The organism is Gordonia sp. NPDC003376 (assembly GCF_053589235.1).
Map to the genome: position 1 here is coordinate 61,705 of NZ_JBSFRM010000023.1, position 16,488 is coordinate 78,192.

14 protein-coding genes are annotated in these 16,488 nt (G+C 68.1%); 9 read left to right on the plus strand and 5 right to left on the minus strand.

All coding sequences use genetic code 11. From position 1 onward, the window contains the following. Window positions 1-27: 27 nt before the first annotated feature. Window positions 28-648 carry a TetR/AcrR family transcriptional regulator gene (locus tag ACWDUA_RS20040; RefSeq protein ID WP_449752757.1) on the minus strand — a complete coding sequence of 207 codons (621 nt, stop codon included), beginning with the start codon at window positions 646-648 and terminating at the stop codon, window positions 28-30. Window positions 649-764: 116 nt separating this feature from the next. Between ACWDUA_RS20040 and ACWDUA_RS20045 the strand changes: the two genes are divergently transcribed. Together ACWDUA_RS20045 and ACWDUA_RS20050 are read left to right on the plus strand one after the other, a co-directional pair. Next, on the plus strand, window positions 765-2,075 hold the full coding sequence (locus ACWDUA_RS20045) for a cytochrome P450 (RefSeq protein WP_449752758.1): 1,311 nt from the start codon (window positions 765-767) through the stop codon (window positions 2,073-2,075). 56 nt (window positions 2,076-2,131) lie between these two features. Continuing rightward, window positions 2,132-3,298, plus strand: a complete 1,167-nt coding sequence (locus tag ACWDUA_RS20050; protein ID WP_449752759.1) for a DUF5685 family protein — start codon at window positions 2,132-2,134, stop codon at window positions 3,296-3,298. A gap of 72 nt (window positions 3,299-3,370) precedes the next feature. On the opposite strand, the gene fadD8 is transcribed toward ACWDUA_RS20050, so the two are convergent. After that, window positions 3,371-5,011: a fatty-acid--CoA ligase FadD8 gene (gene fadD8, locus ACWDUA_RS20055; protein ID WP_449752760.1), complete on the minus strand. Its 1,641-nt coding sequence runs from the start codon at window positions 5,009-5,011 to the stop codon at window positions 3,371-3,373. Between the two features lie 150 nt (window positions 5,012-5,161). Between fadD8 and ACWDUA_RS20060 the strand changes: the two genes are divergently transcribed. From ACWDUA_RS20060 to ACWDUA_RS20070, 3 genes are all read left to right on the plus strand, one after another. Next, window positions 5,162-5,818 carry a GNAT family N-acetyltransferase gene (locus tag ACWDUA_RS20060; protein WP_449752761.1) on the plus strand — a complete coding sequence of 219 codons (657 nt, stop codon included), beginning with the start codon at window positions 5,162-5,164 and terminating at the stop codon, window positions 5,816-5,818. Between the two features lie 125 nt (window positions 5,819-5,943). After that, window positions 5,944-8,592, plus strand: a complete 2,649-nt coding sequence (locus tag ACWDUA_RS20065) for a LuxR C-terminal-related transcriptional regulator (protein ID WP_449752762.1) — start codon at window positions 5,944-5,946, stop codon at window positions 8,590-8,592. A gap of 95 nt (window positions 8,593-8,687) precedes the next feature. Then, a complete protein-coding gene (locus ACWDUA_RS20070; protein WP_449752763.1) occupies window positions 8,688-10,016 on the plus strand; it encodes a DUF1254 domain-containing protein in 1,329 nt (442 codons plus the stop codon). A 10-nt stretch (window positions 10,017-10,026) separates the two neighbouring features. Here ACWDUA_RS20070 and ACWDUA_RS20075 read toward each other — a convergent pair whose 3' ends face one another. From ACWDUA_RS20075 to ACWDUA_RS20085, 3 genes are read right to left on the minus strand one after another with little or no spacing between them, the layout of a single operon-like run. Then, window positions 10,027-10,398: a hypothetical protein gene (locus tag ACWDUA_RS20075; protein WP_449752764.1), complete on the minus strand. Its 372-nt coding sequence runs from the start codon at window positions 10,396-10,398 to the stop codon at window positions 10,027-10,029. 42 nt (window positions 10,399-10,440) lie between these two features. Next, complete coding sequence (locus ACWDUA_RS20080; RefSeq protein WP_449752765.1) at window positions 10,441-11,340, minus strand: SDR family oxidoreductase; 900 nt, start codon at window positions 11,338-11,340, stop codon at window positions 10,441-10,443. A gap of 38 nt (window positions 11,341-11,378) precedes the next feature. Then, window positions 11,379-12,200: an SDR family oxidoreductase gene (locus tag ACWDUA_RS20085; RefSeq protein WP_449752766.1), complete on the minus strand. Its 822-nt coding sequence runs from the start codon at window positions 12,198-12,200 to the stop codon at window positions 11,379-11,381. Window positions 12,201-12,297: 97 nt separating this feature from the next. Between ACWDUA_RS20085 and ACWDUA_RS20090 the strand changes: the two genes are divergently transcribed. The 4 genes from ACWDUA_RS20090 to ACWDUA_RS20105 are packed head-to-tail and all read left to right on the plus strand — an operon-like array spanning window position 12,298 to window position 15,875. Further along, window positions 12,298-13,086, plus strand: a complete 789-nt coding sequence (locus ACWDUA_RS20090) for an enoyl-CoA hydratase family protein (RefSeq protein ID WP_449752767.1) — start codon at window positions 12,298-12,300, stop codon at window positions 13,084-13,086. Between the two features lies 1 nt (window position 13,087). Beyond that, window positions 13,088-14,026 (plus strand): CoA transferase subunit A, encoded by a 939-nt coding sequence (locus ACWDUA_RS20095; RefSeq protein ID WP_449752768.1) that lies wholly within the window; start codon window positions 13,088-13,090, stop codon window positions 14,024-14,026. Continuing rightward, window positions 13,993-14,787, plus strand: coding sequence for a CoA-transferase subunit beta (locus ACWDUA_RS20100; RefSeq protein ID WP_449752769.1), 795 nt, complete (start codon window positions 13,993-13,995; stop codon window positions 14,785-14,787). Before ACWDUA_RS20095 ends, ACWDUA_RS20100 begins: the two co-directional genes overlap by 34 nt. Then, entirely contained in the window at window positions 14,784-15,875 is a 1,092-nt protein-coding gene (locus tag ACWDUA_RS20105; protein ID WP_449752770.1) for an NAD(P)H-dependent flavin oxidoreductase, read from the plus strand. The genes ACWDUA_RS20100 and ACWDUA_RS20105 overlap by 4 nt, the downstream gene beginning before the upstream one ends. The last annotated feature ends 613 nt before the right edge of the window (window positions 15,876-16,488 follow it).

Here is a 16,488-nt window from a genome sequence, read left to right on the forward strand (position 1 = left end):
ATCGGGGTCAGCGCCCGACCATCGGGGTCAGCGCCCGACGGCTGTCCGCGCGGGCAGCGCCCGTATCGCAGCGCCGAGCCAGGCGTCGAGCAGCTGCCGGCGCCCCGTCGCCGACAACGAGCGGCCCGGGTCGAGGATGAACGACTGCAACGTACGCAGAATGAAATCGACGACGAGCCCGAGTTCGGCCTCGGCGTAGCCGCACGCGGCCCAGTCGACGTCCATCCGTTCGACCATCGACCGCGCGAACACCCGCGCCCCCTCTGACGTGATACCGCCGATCGCGGGAAGGGTCTGATGTCCGGGGCTCATCAGGATGCCGAGGTACGGGTCGTCGGTGACGGTCTCGAGGACCGCGCAGACCCCTTCGATCACCGCGGCGTCCGGCTCGGCGATCCCGGCGAACCGCGCGGTGATGCCATCGAGATAGGTACCCACGGCCTCGGCCGCGGTGGCCGCGAGCAGCGCCTCGGTACTGGGGAAGTAGCGGTACACCGTCTGCCGGGTGACACCGAGGACGCGGGCCACATCCGACAGCTTGGTCGCCGCCCCGCGCTCGTCGATCACCTCGCGGGTCGCGGCGAGAATCCGGGCCGCCGCCTCGGCGTCGGTGGCGGGCACACGCCCAGACCAGCCATGGGTGCGCATCAGCGCCACCCGCCTCGCCGATCCGCCTGGTTCATGGCTGCTCAGCCTACCCGGCGCCGCGCTGTCCCCGGGCGGCATCGGGACCGCACCGATCAGACCATACGACTTTGACTTATATGTATGGTGTAGTGATCGCGCACACACTCGGTGCGCCGTGGGAGGAACAAGTGACGACAACCAAGGTCTGCCCGTTCGGCCAGGGCTTCGATTTCACCGACCCGGACATACTGGAACAGGGGATTCCGGTCCGGGAGTTCGCCGAACTACGCCGCACCGCACCCGTCTGGTGGAATGCCCAGGAGCCCGGAACGGGCGGTGGGTTCCAGGACGGCGGGTACTGGGCCATCTCGAAACACGCTCATATCCGCGAGATCTCGAAGAACCATCGACTCTGGTCGACCAACGCCAACGGCGCCATCATCCGACTCCCGGAGTACGTCACCGCCGACCAGATCGAGTTCACCAAGGCCCTGCTGATCAACCACGATCCGCCGGAGCACACCCGGCTGCGTAAGATCGTGTCGCGAATCTTCACCCCGAAAGCTGTTGGCGCACTGGAGGAAAGGCTCGCCGACAGTGCGCGGCGCATCGTCGAGGAGGCCGCGGCCGGGGGGTCCGGGAACTTCGTCGACGACGTGGCGATCCACCTGCCGCTGCAGGCGATCCTGGATCTGATCGGTGTGCCGGAAGCCGACCGCCCCCGCATCCACGAACTCGTCGACGCGATCATCAACACCGACGACCCGGACCAGACCATCGACCCGACCACGGCCAATGCCGAATTGCTCGGCTACGCCTACCAGATGGCCGAGGCACGCCGAAACGATCCCGCCGACGACATCGTCACCGCCCTGGTGCAGGCCGACGTCGACGGCGAGGCCCTCGACGAGATGGAGTTCGGGTTCTTCGTCATCCTGCTGATCACCGCGGGCAACGAGACCACCCGCAACGCCACCAGCCATGGGATGAACGCCTTCCTGGACCGACCCGATTCCTGGGAAGTGTTCCGAAAAGACCGTCCGCGCGCCGCGATCGACGAGATCTTGCGGTGGGCCACCCCGGTCAACGCCTTTCAGCGCACCGCCCTCGCCGACACCGAGATCGGCGGGGTGACGATCTCGGCCGGGCAGCGGGTCGGCCTGTTCTACGGGTCGGCCAACTACGACGAGGACGTCTTCGACGACCCGTTCACCTTCGACATCACCCGCGACCCCAACCCACACCTGGCCTTCGGCGGCAACGGAGCACACTTCTGCATCGGCGCGAATCTCGCACGGTTGGAGTTGAACCTGATCTTCGACGCCATCGCCGACGTCCTACCCGACATCGAACGCGTCGGCGACATGCGACGCGTCCGATCCGGTTGGCTCAACGGGGTGAAGGACCTGCCTGTCCGCTACTCGAGACGCCCCGTGTCCGCTCAGTGACCGACACCGGACCGTGTCCGATCGTCGGATACGGTCCGGAATGATTGGATGTCGACATGTTCGGCATCCTGACGCCCTGTCAGCACGTCCTCGGCGACGACCTCAGCGCCCAGTGGCGCGCCCATCTGTGCGGACTGTGCCTGACGCTGCGGGACGGACACGGACAGGCCGCCCGTCTGACCACCAGCACCGACGCGGTGATGATCTCGATCCTCACGGCCGCACAGCATGATTCACCGTCCACGCGCACCGCCGGCCCCTGCCCGCTGCGCGGCATGCGGACCGCGATCGTCGTGGACGGCGCCGACCCGGGCGTGCAACTCGCGGCGACCGCATCCCTGACACTCGCCGCAGCCAAGGCCGACGACGTGGTCGCCGAGCAGCACCTGGCCCTCGCCCCGAGGGCCCGGGCCCGGTCGACAGTGGCCTCCGTCGTCGGGCGGCGCCTGCGGCGACGCGCCGAATCCGCCTCCGGTCCACTCGATGTCGGCTCCGTCCTGACCGAGCTGTCCGTCCAGGCCACCGTCGAGCGGGCCGGTCTGGACCGGGGCGTGCGTCTTGACGAACTGACCGCACCCACCGCCGCCGCCACGGCACGGGTGTTCGCCGCCACCGCCGACGCCGCGGGAACGCCCGCCAACCGCGACACCCTCACCGAGATCGGTGCACAGTTCGGCACCATCGCCCATCTGCTCGACGCGATCGACGACATCGACGCCGACCGCGCCGCCGGGGCGTTCAACCCCCTCGACGCCACCGGCACGAGTCCCGCTACGGCACTGGAGGACTGCCGCCGGATGGTGCGGGCGATCCGGCGCGCCTACGGCCGTCTCGACCTGGTCGACGACCGGCTGTTGCGTGCCGTCCTGATCGGCGGGCTCACCCAGGCCGTCGATCGACGCGCGAAAGCGGTCGGACTGTCCCACGCCCACACCTGCCGAGCCGAATGGGAGCGGCCCACGACGCCGGTCTGGCCGCAAGAACGGCCGGCCGACTTCCCCGTCCACTGGCCGTATCCGCCGCCGTTCCCACCGGGACGCCCCTTCTGGCAGCGCATCGCTCCGTTCCTGGGCAACTCGTGTTCTGGCCGCGCATGCTGCACCGACCATTGGAATCACTGCAGCGATACGTGGAAACCCGAACTCTGCGACTGCGACTGCGATTGCGGTGACGGCAATTGTTGCGATTGTTGTGACTGCTGCGATTGTTGCGACTGCAACTGAGCGCCGCAGACGATCTGACCGGGTGCAAGTCGACCACACCCACCCGACTGCGCCCGCTCCGCCGAGCCGACCTCAGCCGACGCCGCGGTCGGCCGACCCCCAGAACCGTGCGCGCAACGCCTTCTTGTCGGGCTTGCCCAGCGCGGTCAGCGGCAGGGCATCGACGAACAGCACCTGCTTGGGGGACTGCACCGCACCCTTGCGGGCCTTCACCGACTCCTGGATCTCGGCGACGATGGCCGCCTTGGCCACGTCGCCGGCGTCGGTCGCATCGGCACGCAGGACGACCACCGCGGTGACCGCCTCGCCCCACTTGTCGTCGGGTACCCCGATCACCCCCACCTGGGCGACCGACGGATGTTCGGCCACAACGTCTTCGACCTCGCGCGGGAACACGTTGAAACCGCCCGTGACGATCATGTCCTTGGTGCGGTCGACGATGTACCAGAATCCGTCGTCGTCGGCGCGGGCGACGTCACCGGTGCGCAGCCAGCCGTCCCGGAACGCCTCGGCGGTCTGCTCGGGCAGACCCCAGTAGCCGCCCGCGAGAAGGGGTCCGGCAACACAGATCTCACCCGGCTCCCCCGGCGCCACCGGGAGGTCGTCGGGGCCGAGCAATGCCGTGCGCAGGAACGCCGAGGGACGTCCGCAGCTGCTGAGCCGACGCGGATCCCCGCCGGGCAGCGGGTGGTCGTGTTTGCCGAGGTAGCTGATCACCATGGGCGCCTCGGATTGTCCGTAGTACTGCGCGAAGATCGGACCGAACCGTTCGATGGCCTCGGCCAGTCGTACCGGATTGATCGGTGATGCGCCGTAGTACACCGTCTGCAGGGACGAGAGGTCGCGGGTGCGCGAGTCCGGGTGGTCGAGCAGCGCATACAGCATGGACGGCACCAGCATGGTCGCGGAGATCTTCTTCTCCTCGATGACGCGCAACACCTCGGCGGGATCGAACTTCGCCAGCACGATCATCGTTCCGCCCTTCATCAGGGTCGGCACGAAGAACGCCGCCCCGGCATGCGAGAGCGGAGTGCACATCAGGAAACGCGGATTCTCCGGCCACTCCCACTCGGCGAGCTGGATCTGCGTCATCGTGGCCATCGCCTGCGCGGTTCCGATGACGCCCTTGGGTTTACCGGTGGTGCCGCCGGTGTAGGTGATCGACACGACGTGGTCGGGCGGCAGCGGCGTCGAGACCAGCGGGATCGGCGCGCAGCCGTCGGCCTCGGCGATCACGTCACGCCCGACGGCGGCCAGGGCGTCGGGCACCGGCCCCAGGGTCAGCACCTGCTTCAGGCTGCCGACCCGCTCGACCAGGGCCAGCGCCCGCTCGACGAACATCGGCACCGGGTCGATGACCAGGGTGGTGACGCCGGCGTCGGACAGGACATAGGCGTGGTCGTCGAGGGAACCGAGCGGATGCAGCGCGGTGCGTCGCCAGCCCTGGGTCTGCCCGGCGCCGATCACCAACAAGACCTCGGGGCGGTTCAGGGCCAGCAGCCCCACCGCCGATCCGGCGCCCGCCCCCAACGACTCGAAGGCCTGGACATACCGGCTGGTGGCGGCCGCCATCTCTCGGCCGGTGAGGACGGTGCCGCCGAGCTCGAGGACGTTGTGATCGGCGTGGCGGCGCAGCGCGGCGACCATCAGGTCACCGAGGTGGACTCCGCTCCGCAGGGGGTCGAACTCGGACGTCGAGGTCTCAACAGTCATACGGCCAAGACTAGGACGTGTTCCACTTTTGGGGAAGCGTGTTGCACATTTCACGTCACTGACAAGCCTGTTCGAGTGAATTGTGTCCACCCCATTCAACTAGAACATGTTCCATGTCGTACCCGTGAGTAGCTCTCTACCATCGACGACATGACCGATCTTGATCAAACGACCGCACGACGCGACATCACCGATGCTCTGCTGACCGCCCTCGAGCGCCGTCACGAGGTGCTCGACGCCATCGTCGACGCCGGTGACCACGACGCCGCGGTGGCAGCCCTCACCGCGCTCCTGGACAAGTCCCATCTCGGCGTCGAGGCGATCCTGGGCATGAAGCTCGACCAGCTCACCAAGGATCAGCGACGTAAGAACCAGGCCGAGCTCGACGACCTCAACTCCGAGCTCACCTTCACCCTGGCCGAGCGGCCCGCGAGCAGCGGCGACACCATCGACCTGCGGCCCTTCTCCCCGGCGGACGACGCCGACCTGTTCACCGTGCGTACCGAGGAACTCGGTCTGGCCGGCGACGGTTCGGGCGCCCCGGCCTCCGCGGTCAGCGAGGAGATCGCCAAGGGCAGCGACCGCGTCGACAACGAGGAGGCCGTCTGGCTGGTGGCCACCGAGGGTGATGCCAAGGTGGGCTTCGTGTTCGGCGAGCTGAAGTCCGGCGAGGTCGACGTCCGCATCTGGATTCACCCGGAACGCCGCAAGCACGGCTACGGCACCGCCGCGCTGCGCAAGTCGCGCTCGGAGATGGCTGCGTACTTCCCCGGCGTCCCGATGGTGGTGCGGACCCCCGGCGCTTAGGCCGATCCGGCCCAGGGAACAGCGGCCGAGCGGGCCCCGGGAACACCGGCCGACCCGGCACGGCACAGCAGGCCCGATGCCGCACAGTCCTTGTCGGGCGGGACCTACCGATACGATGGACCACCGTGAACTCGGAGTCCGCTGTCCCCGCCGCACCGTGGATTCGGACACCCTGGTTTCTCACCTCACCGCCGGACACACCCGACGACACCCTCGAGCGTCCCCGACTGATCCGACACCTCGACGCCGCACTCGCCGCCGATGGTGTTGCCACGGTCGCGGCCCCGTCCGGATACGGCAAGACCGTGCTGCTCACGGCGTGGGCAGCACGGCATCCGGAACCGACGGCGTGGTTGACCCTGACCCATCATGATCGGGACGACGAGTCGCTGCTGTTGACGGGGGTGCTCTCGGCGCTGGCACCGCTGGCGGGTCGGGTGCCCGAAACGGGTCACGTGCACGCGGATCTGGCCGTGGCCACCCCGCCTCGTCCCCGTGATGTCGTCACGGCGATCGCCCGCACCGTCGCCACGATCGGCACCCCGGTGGTCATGATCGTCGACGACGCCCACCATGCGGGGCCGAGGGTCGCCGAGGACGTCGTCGATGTGGTGACCCGGGTCACGCAGGGACGACTGCGCTTCGTGGTGGCCGGCAGTCCCGAGATCCTCCCCTGGTTCGCCCGACGGGCCGCACGCCACCCGGAGATCACGCTCACGGCAACACAACTCGCGATGACACCCGATGAGATCGCCGCGGCGGCAACGTCACACGGGATCACCGTGGATGCCGAGGTCGCCGCCGCGCTGCACCGCACCACCGGCGGCTGGCCGATTGCCCTACACCTGTGTCACTTTGTTGCGCAAGGTGATTCGGCGTCACCGATCCGCAATGACGCGTTGCTCGCCGACTACATCGCCGCGACCGTGCTGCCCCTCCTCCGGCCCCGACTCCGTGACTTCGTCCTCGCCGCGACAACCTGTGACCGTCTCGACGCGGTGCTCGCCGAGGCACTCGGCGCAGACCCCGACAGCGGGTCGCTGCTCGAGGAGTGCGCCACCGCCGGGTTCCTGGTTCGGCACGTGGACGGAACCGGCCACGTACTGTATCGCTGGCTCGACGTGTTCGCCGACGTCTGTCGCCGGATCGTCGCCCGCCGGAGCACCGCGCGCAGCAACGCATTGCAGGCTGTCGCGGCTCGGGCGATCGCACCGTATTCCCCGTCGGAGGCACTGGTCCACGCCACCCGGTCCGGCGATCCGACCCTGATCGCCGACATCGTCGGCACGATGTGGATGCGCATTCTCGTCGATTCCGGCGCCCGGACACTCAACACGTGCTGCGTCGGCCTGCCGTCACCGATCGCCCAGACCGCCGAGGTGCTCGTCATCCGGGCATGTTGTGTGAATCTGCTCGGCGATCGCGTGGGCGCCCGACTCCTCGCCGACGCGGCCAGTGCCCGGGACGACGGTGACGAGCGTTTCCTCATCACGAACGCGTTCGCGCAACTGTTCCTCACCGACGACCAGGATCGGCTGGCGTCGACCGCGGACACGGTGCAGCGTCTGCTCGAGCAGGGTCGCACCGACCCCGCCCACCATCCGTACGGGTTGTTCCTGCTGGCCTGGACCCGGCTCCGGTTGCGGCGCGATCCGGTGGCGGCGATCGGCCTGTTGCGGTCGGCGATGGACGCGGCCGAGGTGGCCGGGCACACGGTGCTGGCCCGTCGTGCCCGTGCGAACCTGTTGTTCGCGCTGGTCTACGGTGGCCGGTTCACCGCCGCACAGCGCGTGCTCGCCGACGGCTTCACCGCCAACCTCGAGACCACCGACCTCGAGACCACCGACCCCGAGACCACCACCGATCTCGAGACCACGACCGACGACTGGTTTCGCTACGACGGCGGCATCGGGCAGTTCGCGCTGGGCTACGGCGCGTTCTGGCGGGGGCAGACCGACGCCGCACAGACCCACTTCCGTTCACTGCTCGCCGCGGGTGCGGACGCCGCGTCGTACGGCGGCCTCGCCCGGGTGTATCTGGCGATCATCGGGGCGGCAGGCACCCCGGACGCCATCCACGCCGCCCGCCGGCTCCTCGCCGACATCCCGGACGAGGAGGTGCACGGGATGCCGTGGCCGGCATACCGCGCCATCGCCGAGGCCGAACTGCTCGCCGCATCGGGACGCCTGGACGAGGCGGTCGACGTCGTGCAGACCCTTGCCGACCAGCGCCACGTGCCGGTGGTCCGCATCGTCTCCGCCGACATCGCGCGCCGCGGCGGACATCTCGGGCTCGCCATGGATCTGCTGGCCGAGGTCGGCGTGGCGGCTCGGGCGATCTCTTATGTCGGGGTGTCTGCGGATGTCACCGCGGCGCTGGTGGCCCATGAACGTGGCGACGTCGGGAACGCCCATCGGTATCTCGAGCGCGCGCTGGAGGTCGCGGCAGGCGAAAGAGTGATCGCACCGTTCCGTTCCGGCGAGTCGCGACTACGCGCGCTGTTGGCCGATCACACCATCGCCGGCACCGGACAGCCCGAATTCCTGGCCGCGCGGGTCGCCGACCTCGCGAGCACCGAGGACGAACCGCTGGCCGGCAGCCCACTGTCGCGGCGTGAACGCGAGATCTACGCCTACCTGCGGACATCGATGACAGCCGGCGAGATCGCAGCCGCCCTGTTCGTGTCGGTCAACACCGTGCGCACACATCAACGGGCGATCTACCGCAAGCTCGGCGTCACCAGTCGCCGCGACGCGGTGAACCTGCGCCGGTGAACTCCGCACGGTGATCGGTCCGGCCCTCATCCCTCGTGGATGAGACCGGGCGCCGAGACGCCGTCGCGTCCCGGATCGCCGATATCGTCGCGCCCATGGCGAACCTCAACTCACTGGCCAAGGACGTCTACCAGTACGCGTATCCGATGGTCACGATGGAACTCACGCGCCGGCAGGCGACCAACGTCGGCGACGATGCGACGATCCCGATGCGCGCACCCGCCAACCGGCTCGTACATGCGCGCCGATTCCCGGGCGGTGCGGATCGCGATGTGGTGCGATACAACTTCGACACGCTGTACTCGTTCGCGTGGACAGACCTCGAGCAGGAGCCGATGGTCCTGTCGGTGCCGGCCTCCGAGGGCCGCTACTACCTCACTCCCATCTACGACATGTGGTCCGAGATCTGGGCGGTGCCCGGTTCACGGACCACCGACGGCCGGGCCGTCGACTTCCTGATGGTGCCGCCGGGCTGGTCGGGTGAGGTCCCGGACGGACTCGATCTGCTCATCGCTCCCACCCCGACGGTGTGGATCATCAACCGCGTGCAGTGCAACGGCCCCGGCGACTACACGGCCTGCCACGAGTTCCAGGACCGCTTCGGGCTGACCCCGCTCGGGGTGTGGCAGGGCGGCGAGCCGGCGCCGGCAAAGCCGTATGTACACGACGACTCCGTGTCCGACACCATCCCGCCCCTGGACATGGTCAATGCCCTGACCGGCCCGGAGTTCTTCTCCCTGTTCGCCGAACTCGTGGCAGTGCACCCGCCGCACGCCAACGACTACCCGATCGTCCATCGGATGCGGACGCTGGGACTGCGACCGGGGGAACCGTTCGACGTCGACGCGATGAGCACCGACGTGCGGGCCGCCGTGGAGGCTGCTCCCGCCGCCGCACTCACCGAGCTGGTGGAGACGATCGAGTCGGGATCGTTGGGACAGACCGCCAACGGGTGGAACTGGGCCCAGACGCTGGGTACCTATGGCACGAACTATCGCCTGCGCGCGGTGGTCACGATGGGTGGTCTCGGCGCCAACCTCCCCGAGGACGCGATCTATCCGAACGGGCTGTTCGACGCGGACGGTCGGCCGTTCGATTCGACGAACCGCTACCTCCTGCACTTCGCCGCCGACGAGGTCCCCGCGGTGGACGCGTTCTGGTCGTTGACGATGTACGACGCGCACGGATTCCAGGTGCCCAACGAGTTGGATCGGTTCGCGCTGCGCGACCGTGATCGGTTGACCTGGAACGCCGACGGGTCGCTCGACCTCTATCTCCAGCACGACAACCCGGGGCACGATCGCGAGGCCAACTGGCTGCCCGCACCGCCGCGGAGCACCTTCCATCCGATGTTGCGGCTGTACTCGCCGACGGCGGAGACGCTGGCGACGTTCACTCCCCCTCCGGTACGCCGGGTCGACTGACCCGGAACCGTCACACGCGCCGACGGGGAAGGCCGAATCTCGCCACGATGGTGCGGATTCGGCCTGCGTCGTCCACCACGAAGGTCTCCGAGACAGGTGCGGCGAGCCCGAAGATCCTGGGCCGCAAGTGAACCCAGTATCGGGTGGTGACGGTGTGGCCGGTGACCTCGCTGGTCAGGTCACCGACGGCGTGGATGATCTTGAACTGGGGCCCGCGGGCGAGACTGCGTGCGATGTGGTGGCCGTTGCGGCCGGTCTTGATCCCGAATTCCACACGGGTGCAATGGGGATGCAGTGGAACCGACGACGGGTCGTGGGTCACCAGCGCATCGATGTAGGCCTGGGCCGCCGCAGTGCGCCGGTCATCGACGGAATCGCTCATCCACCACTCTTCTTCGTCTGCGGCCCGCCGGACTCGATGTGCTCAGCGGGCGCCGTACACCGGCATCGGGACCGGCGCCTTGGCGAGGATCTCCTCGATCACCGGGCCGAGTTCGGCCGGTTCCCACCGGGAGCCCTTGTCGTATTCGACACTACGCTGCCAGCCGTCGGTCACCGAGACCTTTCCGCCCTCGACCTCGAACACCCGGCCGGTGACGTCGGCGGCGGCCGCGGAGGCCAGCCACACCACCAGCGGGGAGACGTTGGCGGGGTCCATCGCGTCGAAAGAACCGTCGGTGGGGGCGGACATCTGCGCCGCCATCGCCTCCCCGGCACCCATCGTCATCTGGGTGCGGGCGGCAGGCGCGATCGCGTTGACCGTCACGCCGTAGCCACCCATCTCGGCGGCGGCCTGCACCGTCAGCTCCGCGATGCCGGCCTTCGCGGCCGCGTAATTGCCCTGCCCCACAGAGCCGTACAGCCCCGCACCGGACGAGGTGTTGATCACGCGGGCCTGGCGCGGGGTGCCCGCCTTGGCCTGGGCGCGCCAGTACTCGGCGGCGTGGCGCAGCATCACGAAGTGGCCCTTGAGGTGCACCCGCACCACCGAATCCCACTCGTCCTCCGACATCGACACCAGCATGCGGTCGCGGACGAAACCGGCGTTGTTGACGAGGATGTCGAGCGCCCCGAAGTGTTCGACCGCGGTGGCAACGATCGTCGCGGCGGTACCCCAGTCAGCCACGTCGCCGGGTGCGGCAACGGCGTGACCGCCCGCCGAATGGATCTCGTCGACCACCGCGGTGGCCGCGTCGGCGACGTAGTCGTTGACCACGACGTGGGCGCCGTCGGCGGCGAAGGCCAGCGCATGCGCCCGGCCGATCCCCTGTCCGGCGCCGGTCACGATCACCACGCGGTCCGTGTTCAGTGCACTCTCACCCACAGGCGTTGTCCTTTCAGATGGTCCGGAGTGATCCGGTGTCAGGTGTCGTTTCCGGCATTGGCCGCGCTGAGGAACGCGGGTTTCTCCCCACCACCGTGGACGGTGAGGGTGCTGCCGGTGATGTACGCGGCCAGCGGCGACAGGAAGAACGCCACGGCCGCGCCGATGTCGGCGGGTCGGGCCATGCGGCCCATCGGGATGGTGGCGTCCACCGCGGCGATGCCCGCGGCGTCGCCGTAATGCAGGTGGGCCAGTTCGGTTTCCACCGGTCCGGCCACCACGCTGTTGACCCGGACACGCGGCGCCCACTCCACCGCGAGGGTGCTGGTGAGGTTGTCCAGGCCGGCCTTGGCCGCACCGTAGGCGCCGGTCCCGGGCGACGGCCGGTGCCCACTCACGCTGGACACGTTGACGATCGCACCGCCCCCGCTCTGATGTGCCATCACCGCGTGGGCGGCCCGGGCGACGAGCAGCGGGGCGAGCAGGTTGAGTTCGACGATCTTGCTCGCGAAACGTGGCGACGCGTCGGCGGCCAGCGCGAACGGTGAGCCACCGGCGTTGTTGACCACGCCGTCGAGGCGACCGTGGGCGGCGACGATCGACCCCACCATCGCGGTGACCGCCTCCTCGTCGCGGACGTCGCAGGCGACGAATCGTGCGCGGGGCACCGTTGCGAGCAACTCACCGGCATGACGGGCACAGGCCACCGGCACCGCTCCGAACTGGGAGAGCACACGCATGATGCCCAGCCCCACCCCGCGGGCCCCGCCGGTCACGAGTACGACCTTTCCGTCGAGCCCCAGGTCCAGTCCGTGGTGGTCGGGGTCCGTATTCACGGGCACCTGTGCCGATGTCTTCATGGGTGCTACCCTACCAAACAACCAAGCAATTGCTTGGTTGGTTTCTCGGACGTTCCCGTATCGCGACGTCCGGCGAGCACTGCCGAGAGGAGCACGCGTGCCGATCACCACCTCACGCACGGACACGGGGGTTGTCACGGTCACCGTCGACTTCCCGCCGGTGAATGCGCTGCCGTCGGCGGCCTGGTTCGAGCTGGCCGAGGTCATCACCTCGGCCGGCGACGACCCCACCACCCACGCCGCGGTGTTGCGCGCCGAGGGGCGCGGGTTCAATGCGGGTGTCGACATCAAGGAGATGCAGACCACCGAGGGCTTCGACGCCCTGATCGCCGCCAACCACGGCTGCGCGGCCGCATTCAGCGCGGTCTACGACTGTGCGGTCCCGGTGATCGTCGCAGTCAACGGTTTCTGCGTCGGCGGAGGCATCGGACTGGTCGGCAATGCCGACGTGATCGTCGCCGCCGAAGGCGCAGTGTTCGGCCTCCCCGAGGTGGACCGTGGAGCACTCGGTGCCGCAACACATCTCGCGCGGCTGGTACCGCAGCACATGATGCGCACCCTCTACTACACCGCACAGAACGTCACCGCCGAACAGCTCCTGCACTTCGGGTCGGTCTATCGGGTGGTGCCGGCCGACGAGCTCGACGCCGCCGCAGCGGAGATCGCCGAGAAGATCGCCGCGAAGGACACCCGGGTGATCCGGGCGGCGAAGTCGGCGATCAACCACATCGATCCGGTAGATGTGAAGGCCAGCTACCGACTGGAGCAGGGCTACACCTTCGAACTGAATCTCAGCGGTGTCGCCGACGAACATCGCGACGAGTTCGTCTCCACCGGCCGGGCACTGACCACCAGCAAGGCACTCAAGACAGGGGGACGTGGCTGACATGGGAGCCACACCGACCGACAAGACCAGCACCCCCGACGAGGTCATCGGTGAGCTGCGCGACGGCATGACCATCGGCATCGGCGGCTGGGGTTCACGGCGGAAGCCGATGGCCCTGGTCCGTGCATTGGCACGCTCCGAGGTCACCGACCTGACGGTGGTGACCTACGGTGGACCCGACCTCGGATTGCTCTGTGCCGCAGGTAAGGTCCGCCGCGCGTACTACGGGTTCGTCTCACTCGACTCCGCGCCCTTCTACGATCCGTGGTTCGCCACGGCACGTACCACCGGCGCGATCGAGTCCCGCGAGATGGACGAAGGCATGATCAAGGCCGGCCTACAGGCCGCGGCTGCACGTCTGCCGTTCCAGCCGATCCGCGCCGGGCTCGGCTCCGATGTGCCGAGGTTCTGGGAGGGCGAGCTCAAGACCGTCACCTCCCCCTATCCCGACGCCGACGGCCGCACCCAGACGCTGATCGCGATGCCCGCCCTGAGGCTCGATGCGGCGTTCGTCCATCTCGATCTGGCCGACACCCGCGGCAATGCCGCCTACACCGGTGTCGACCCGTACTTCGACGACCTCTACTGCGCCGCCGCCGAGCGTCGCTACCTCGAGACCGATCAGCTGGTGTCCACCGAGGTGCTGGTGAAATCCGTTCCCACCCAGCGTCTTCTCCTCAATCGGATGAACGTCGACCGCGTGGTGCACGCCCCCAACGGTGCGCACTTCACCTTCGCCGGCACCGCGAGCGAGGCGAGCGGGCCGAACACAACCGCGGACTACGGCCGAGACGAGGCGTTCCAGCGGTTCTACGTGGAGTCGGCGAAGGAACCCGAGACGTGGCAGGCGTTCTCGCAGCGGTTCCTCGAGGTGGACGAACCGACATATCAGCGCGAGGTCGCCGCATGGCGTGCCGAGCAGGAGGAGGCAGCGAAGTGACCACCACCGAAGCCCCCGCGGATGTCACCCGCGCCGAGTTCTGCGTCATCGCCTGCGCCGAGATCTTTCGTGGCGCAGGCGAGATCATGGCCTCACCGATGGCGCCGATCCCACTGCTCGGTGCGCGTCTGGCGCGCCTGACCTTCGAACAGGATCTGGTGATCACCGACGGGGAGGCGCTGATCCTGGCCGGCACCCCGGCAATCGGCAACACCGGACCGATCGAGGGCTGGATGCCCTTCGCCAAGGTTTTCGACGTCGTCGCGTCGGGCCGTCGCCATGTGGTGATGGGTGCCAACCAGATCGATTGCCACGGTAACCAGAATCTCTCGGCGCTCGGTCCGCTGCACCGGCCCACTCGCCAGATGTTCGGTGTGCGTGGCGCACCCGGCAACACGATCAACCATCCGACCAGCTATTGGGTGGGGCGGCATTCGTCTCGGGTGTTCTGCGACACCGTCGACATCGTGTCCGGAATCGGCTACGACAAGGTCGATCCCGCCAATCCGGCATTCGACGATCTCGACATCCACCGCGTCGTCACCAATCTCGGGGTCTTCGACTTCGGCGGTCCCGACAAGACCATGCGGGCACTGTCGTTGCATCCGGGGGTCGGTGCCGACGACGTCGTCGAGAACACGTCGTTCGAGGTGGCCGGGCTCGCCGACGCACCGCCGACGCGTACGCCGTCGGAGTCCGAGCTCACGCTGATCCGGGATGTACTCGATCCCAAAGGCGTTCGGAATCGAGAAGTGAAGTGACCGCGCAAGGACGTGCCGCCGGCCTGGCGACCCGGTTCACCGAGCTGGTCGGCATCGAGTATCCCGTGGTGCAGACCGGAATGGGCTGGGTGTCGGGGCCCTCGCTGACCTCGGCCACTTCCAATGCCGGCGGTCTGGGCATCCTGGCCTCGGCGACGATGACCTACGACGAGCTGGAGGCCGCGATCGCCAAGACCAAATCGTTGACCGACAAACCGTTCGGCGTGAACATCCGCGCCGATGCCACCGACGCACCTCAACGGATCGACCTGTTGATCCGGGAGGATGTCAAGGTGGCGTCGTTCGCGTTGGCACCCAAGAAGGAGCTGATCGCCAAGCTCAAAGACCATGGTGTGGTGGTGGTTCCGTCGATCGGTGCGGCCAAACATGCGGTCAAGGTGGCGTCCTGGGGTGCCGACGCGGTGATCGTGCAGGGCGGTGAGGGCGGCGGCCATACCGGCCCGGTCGCCACCACCCTGCTGTTGCCGTCGGTGCTCGATGCGCTGGCCGCCGCGGGTTCGCACATGCCCGTGGTGGCGGCGGGTGGGTTCTTCGACGGTCGAGGCCTCGCCGCCGCGCTGGCCTACGGTGCCGAGGGTGTGGCGATGGGAACCCGGTTCCTGCTGACCTCGGATTCGGCGGTGCCGGATGCGGTCAAGCAGGAGTACCTCAAGCGCAGCCTCGACGACACCGTCGTGTCGGTGAAGGTCGACGGCATGCCGCACCGTGTGCTGAAGACCTCACTTGTCGAGGCGCTGGAGAGCGGTAGTCCGACGAAGGCACTGGTGGCCGCGGCCCGCAATGCCAACGAGTTCAAGCAGTTGACCGGCATGAAGTGGACGACGATGCTGCGTGACGGGCATGCCATGCGCAAGTCCGGGGAACGCACCTGGCAGCAGATCATCATGGCCGGCAACACCCCGATGCTGTTGCGGGCAGGCCTCGTCGAGGGCGACACCCGCGCCGGGGTGCTCGCATCGGGACAGGTGGTCGGCATGATCGACGACCTGCCGAGCTGCGACGACCTCATCCAATCGATCATGACCCGGGCACATGAGCGCCTGAAGACCCTCGGCTCCCTCGGCTGAGCACCCACGACACCTCCGACGACGGCTTCCATCCGTCGTCGACTGCGACGATTTCGACACGGGTCCTCGCGATGCTCGGTCCTGGCTCAATCAGCAACGGGCCGTTGGTGGTTGAGCCGACGAGGAGCGAAGCGACGAGACGTGTCGAAACCTCAGACGGCCGACCTCGCCAACGCAACCACCTCTGATCAAGACTCAAACATCAACTTGCCATTGCTGGTTGAGCCGACGAGGAGCGCAGCGACGAGACGTGTCGAAACCTCAGACGGCCGACGTCGCCAACGTGACCACCACCGACGTGGCCACCACCCAACACAAGCTACGGAGATTTCGACACGGGTCCTCGCGATGCTCGGTCCCGGCTCAATCATCGTGTGGCCGTTAACGAGGTGTGTCGAAACCTCAGACGGCCGACGTCGCCAACGCAACCACCTCTGATCAAGACTCAAACATCAACTTGCCATTGCTGGTTGAGCCGACGAGGAGCGAAGCGACGAGATGTGTCGAAACCTCCGCCGGCCGACCTCGCCAACACACCCACCTCCGAGGTGGTCACGCTCCCACCGCCGGCTACAGAGATTTCGACACGGGTCCTCGCGATGCTCGGTCCCGG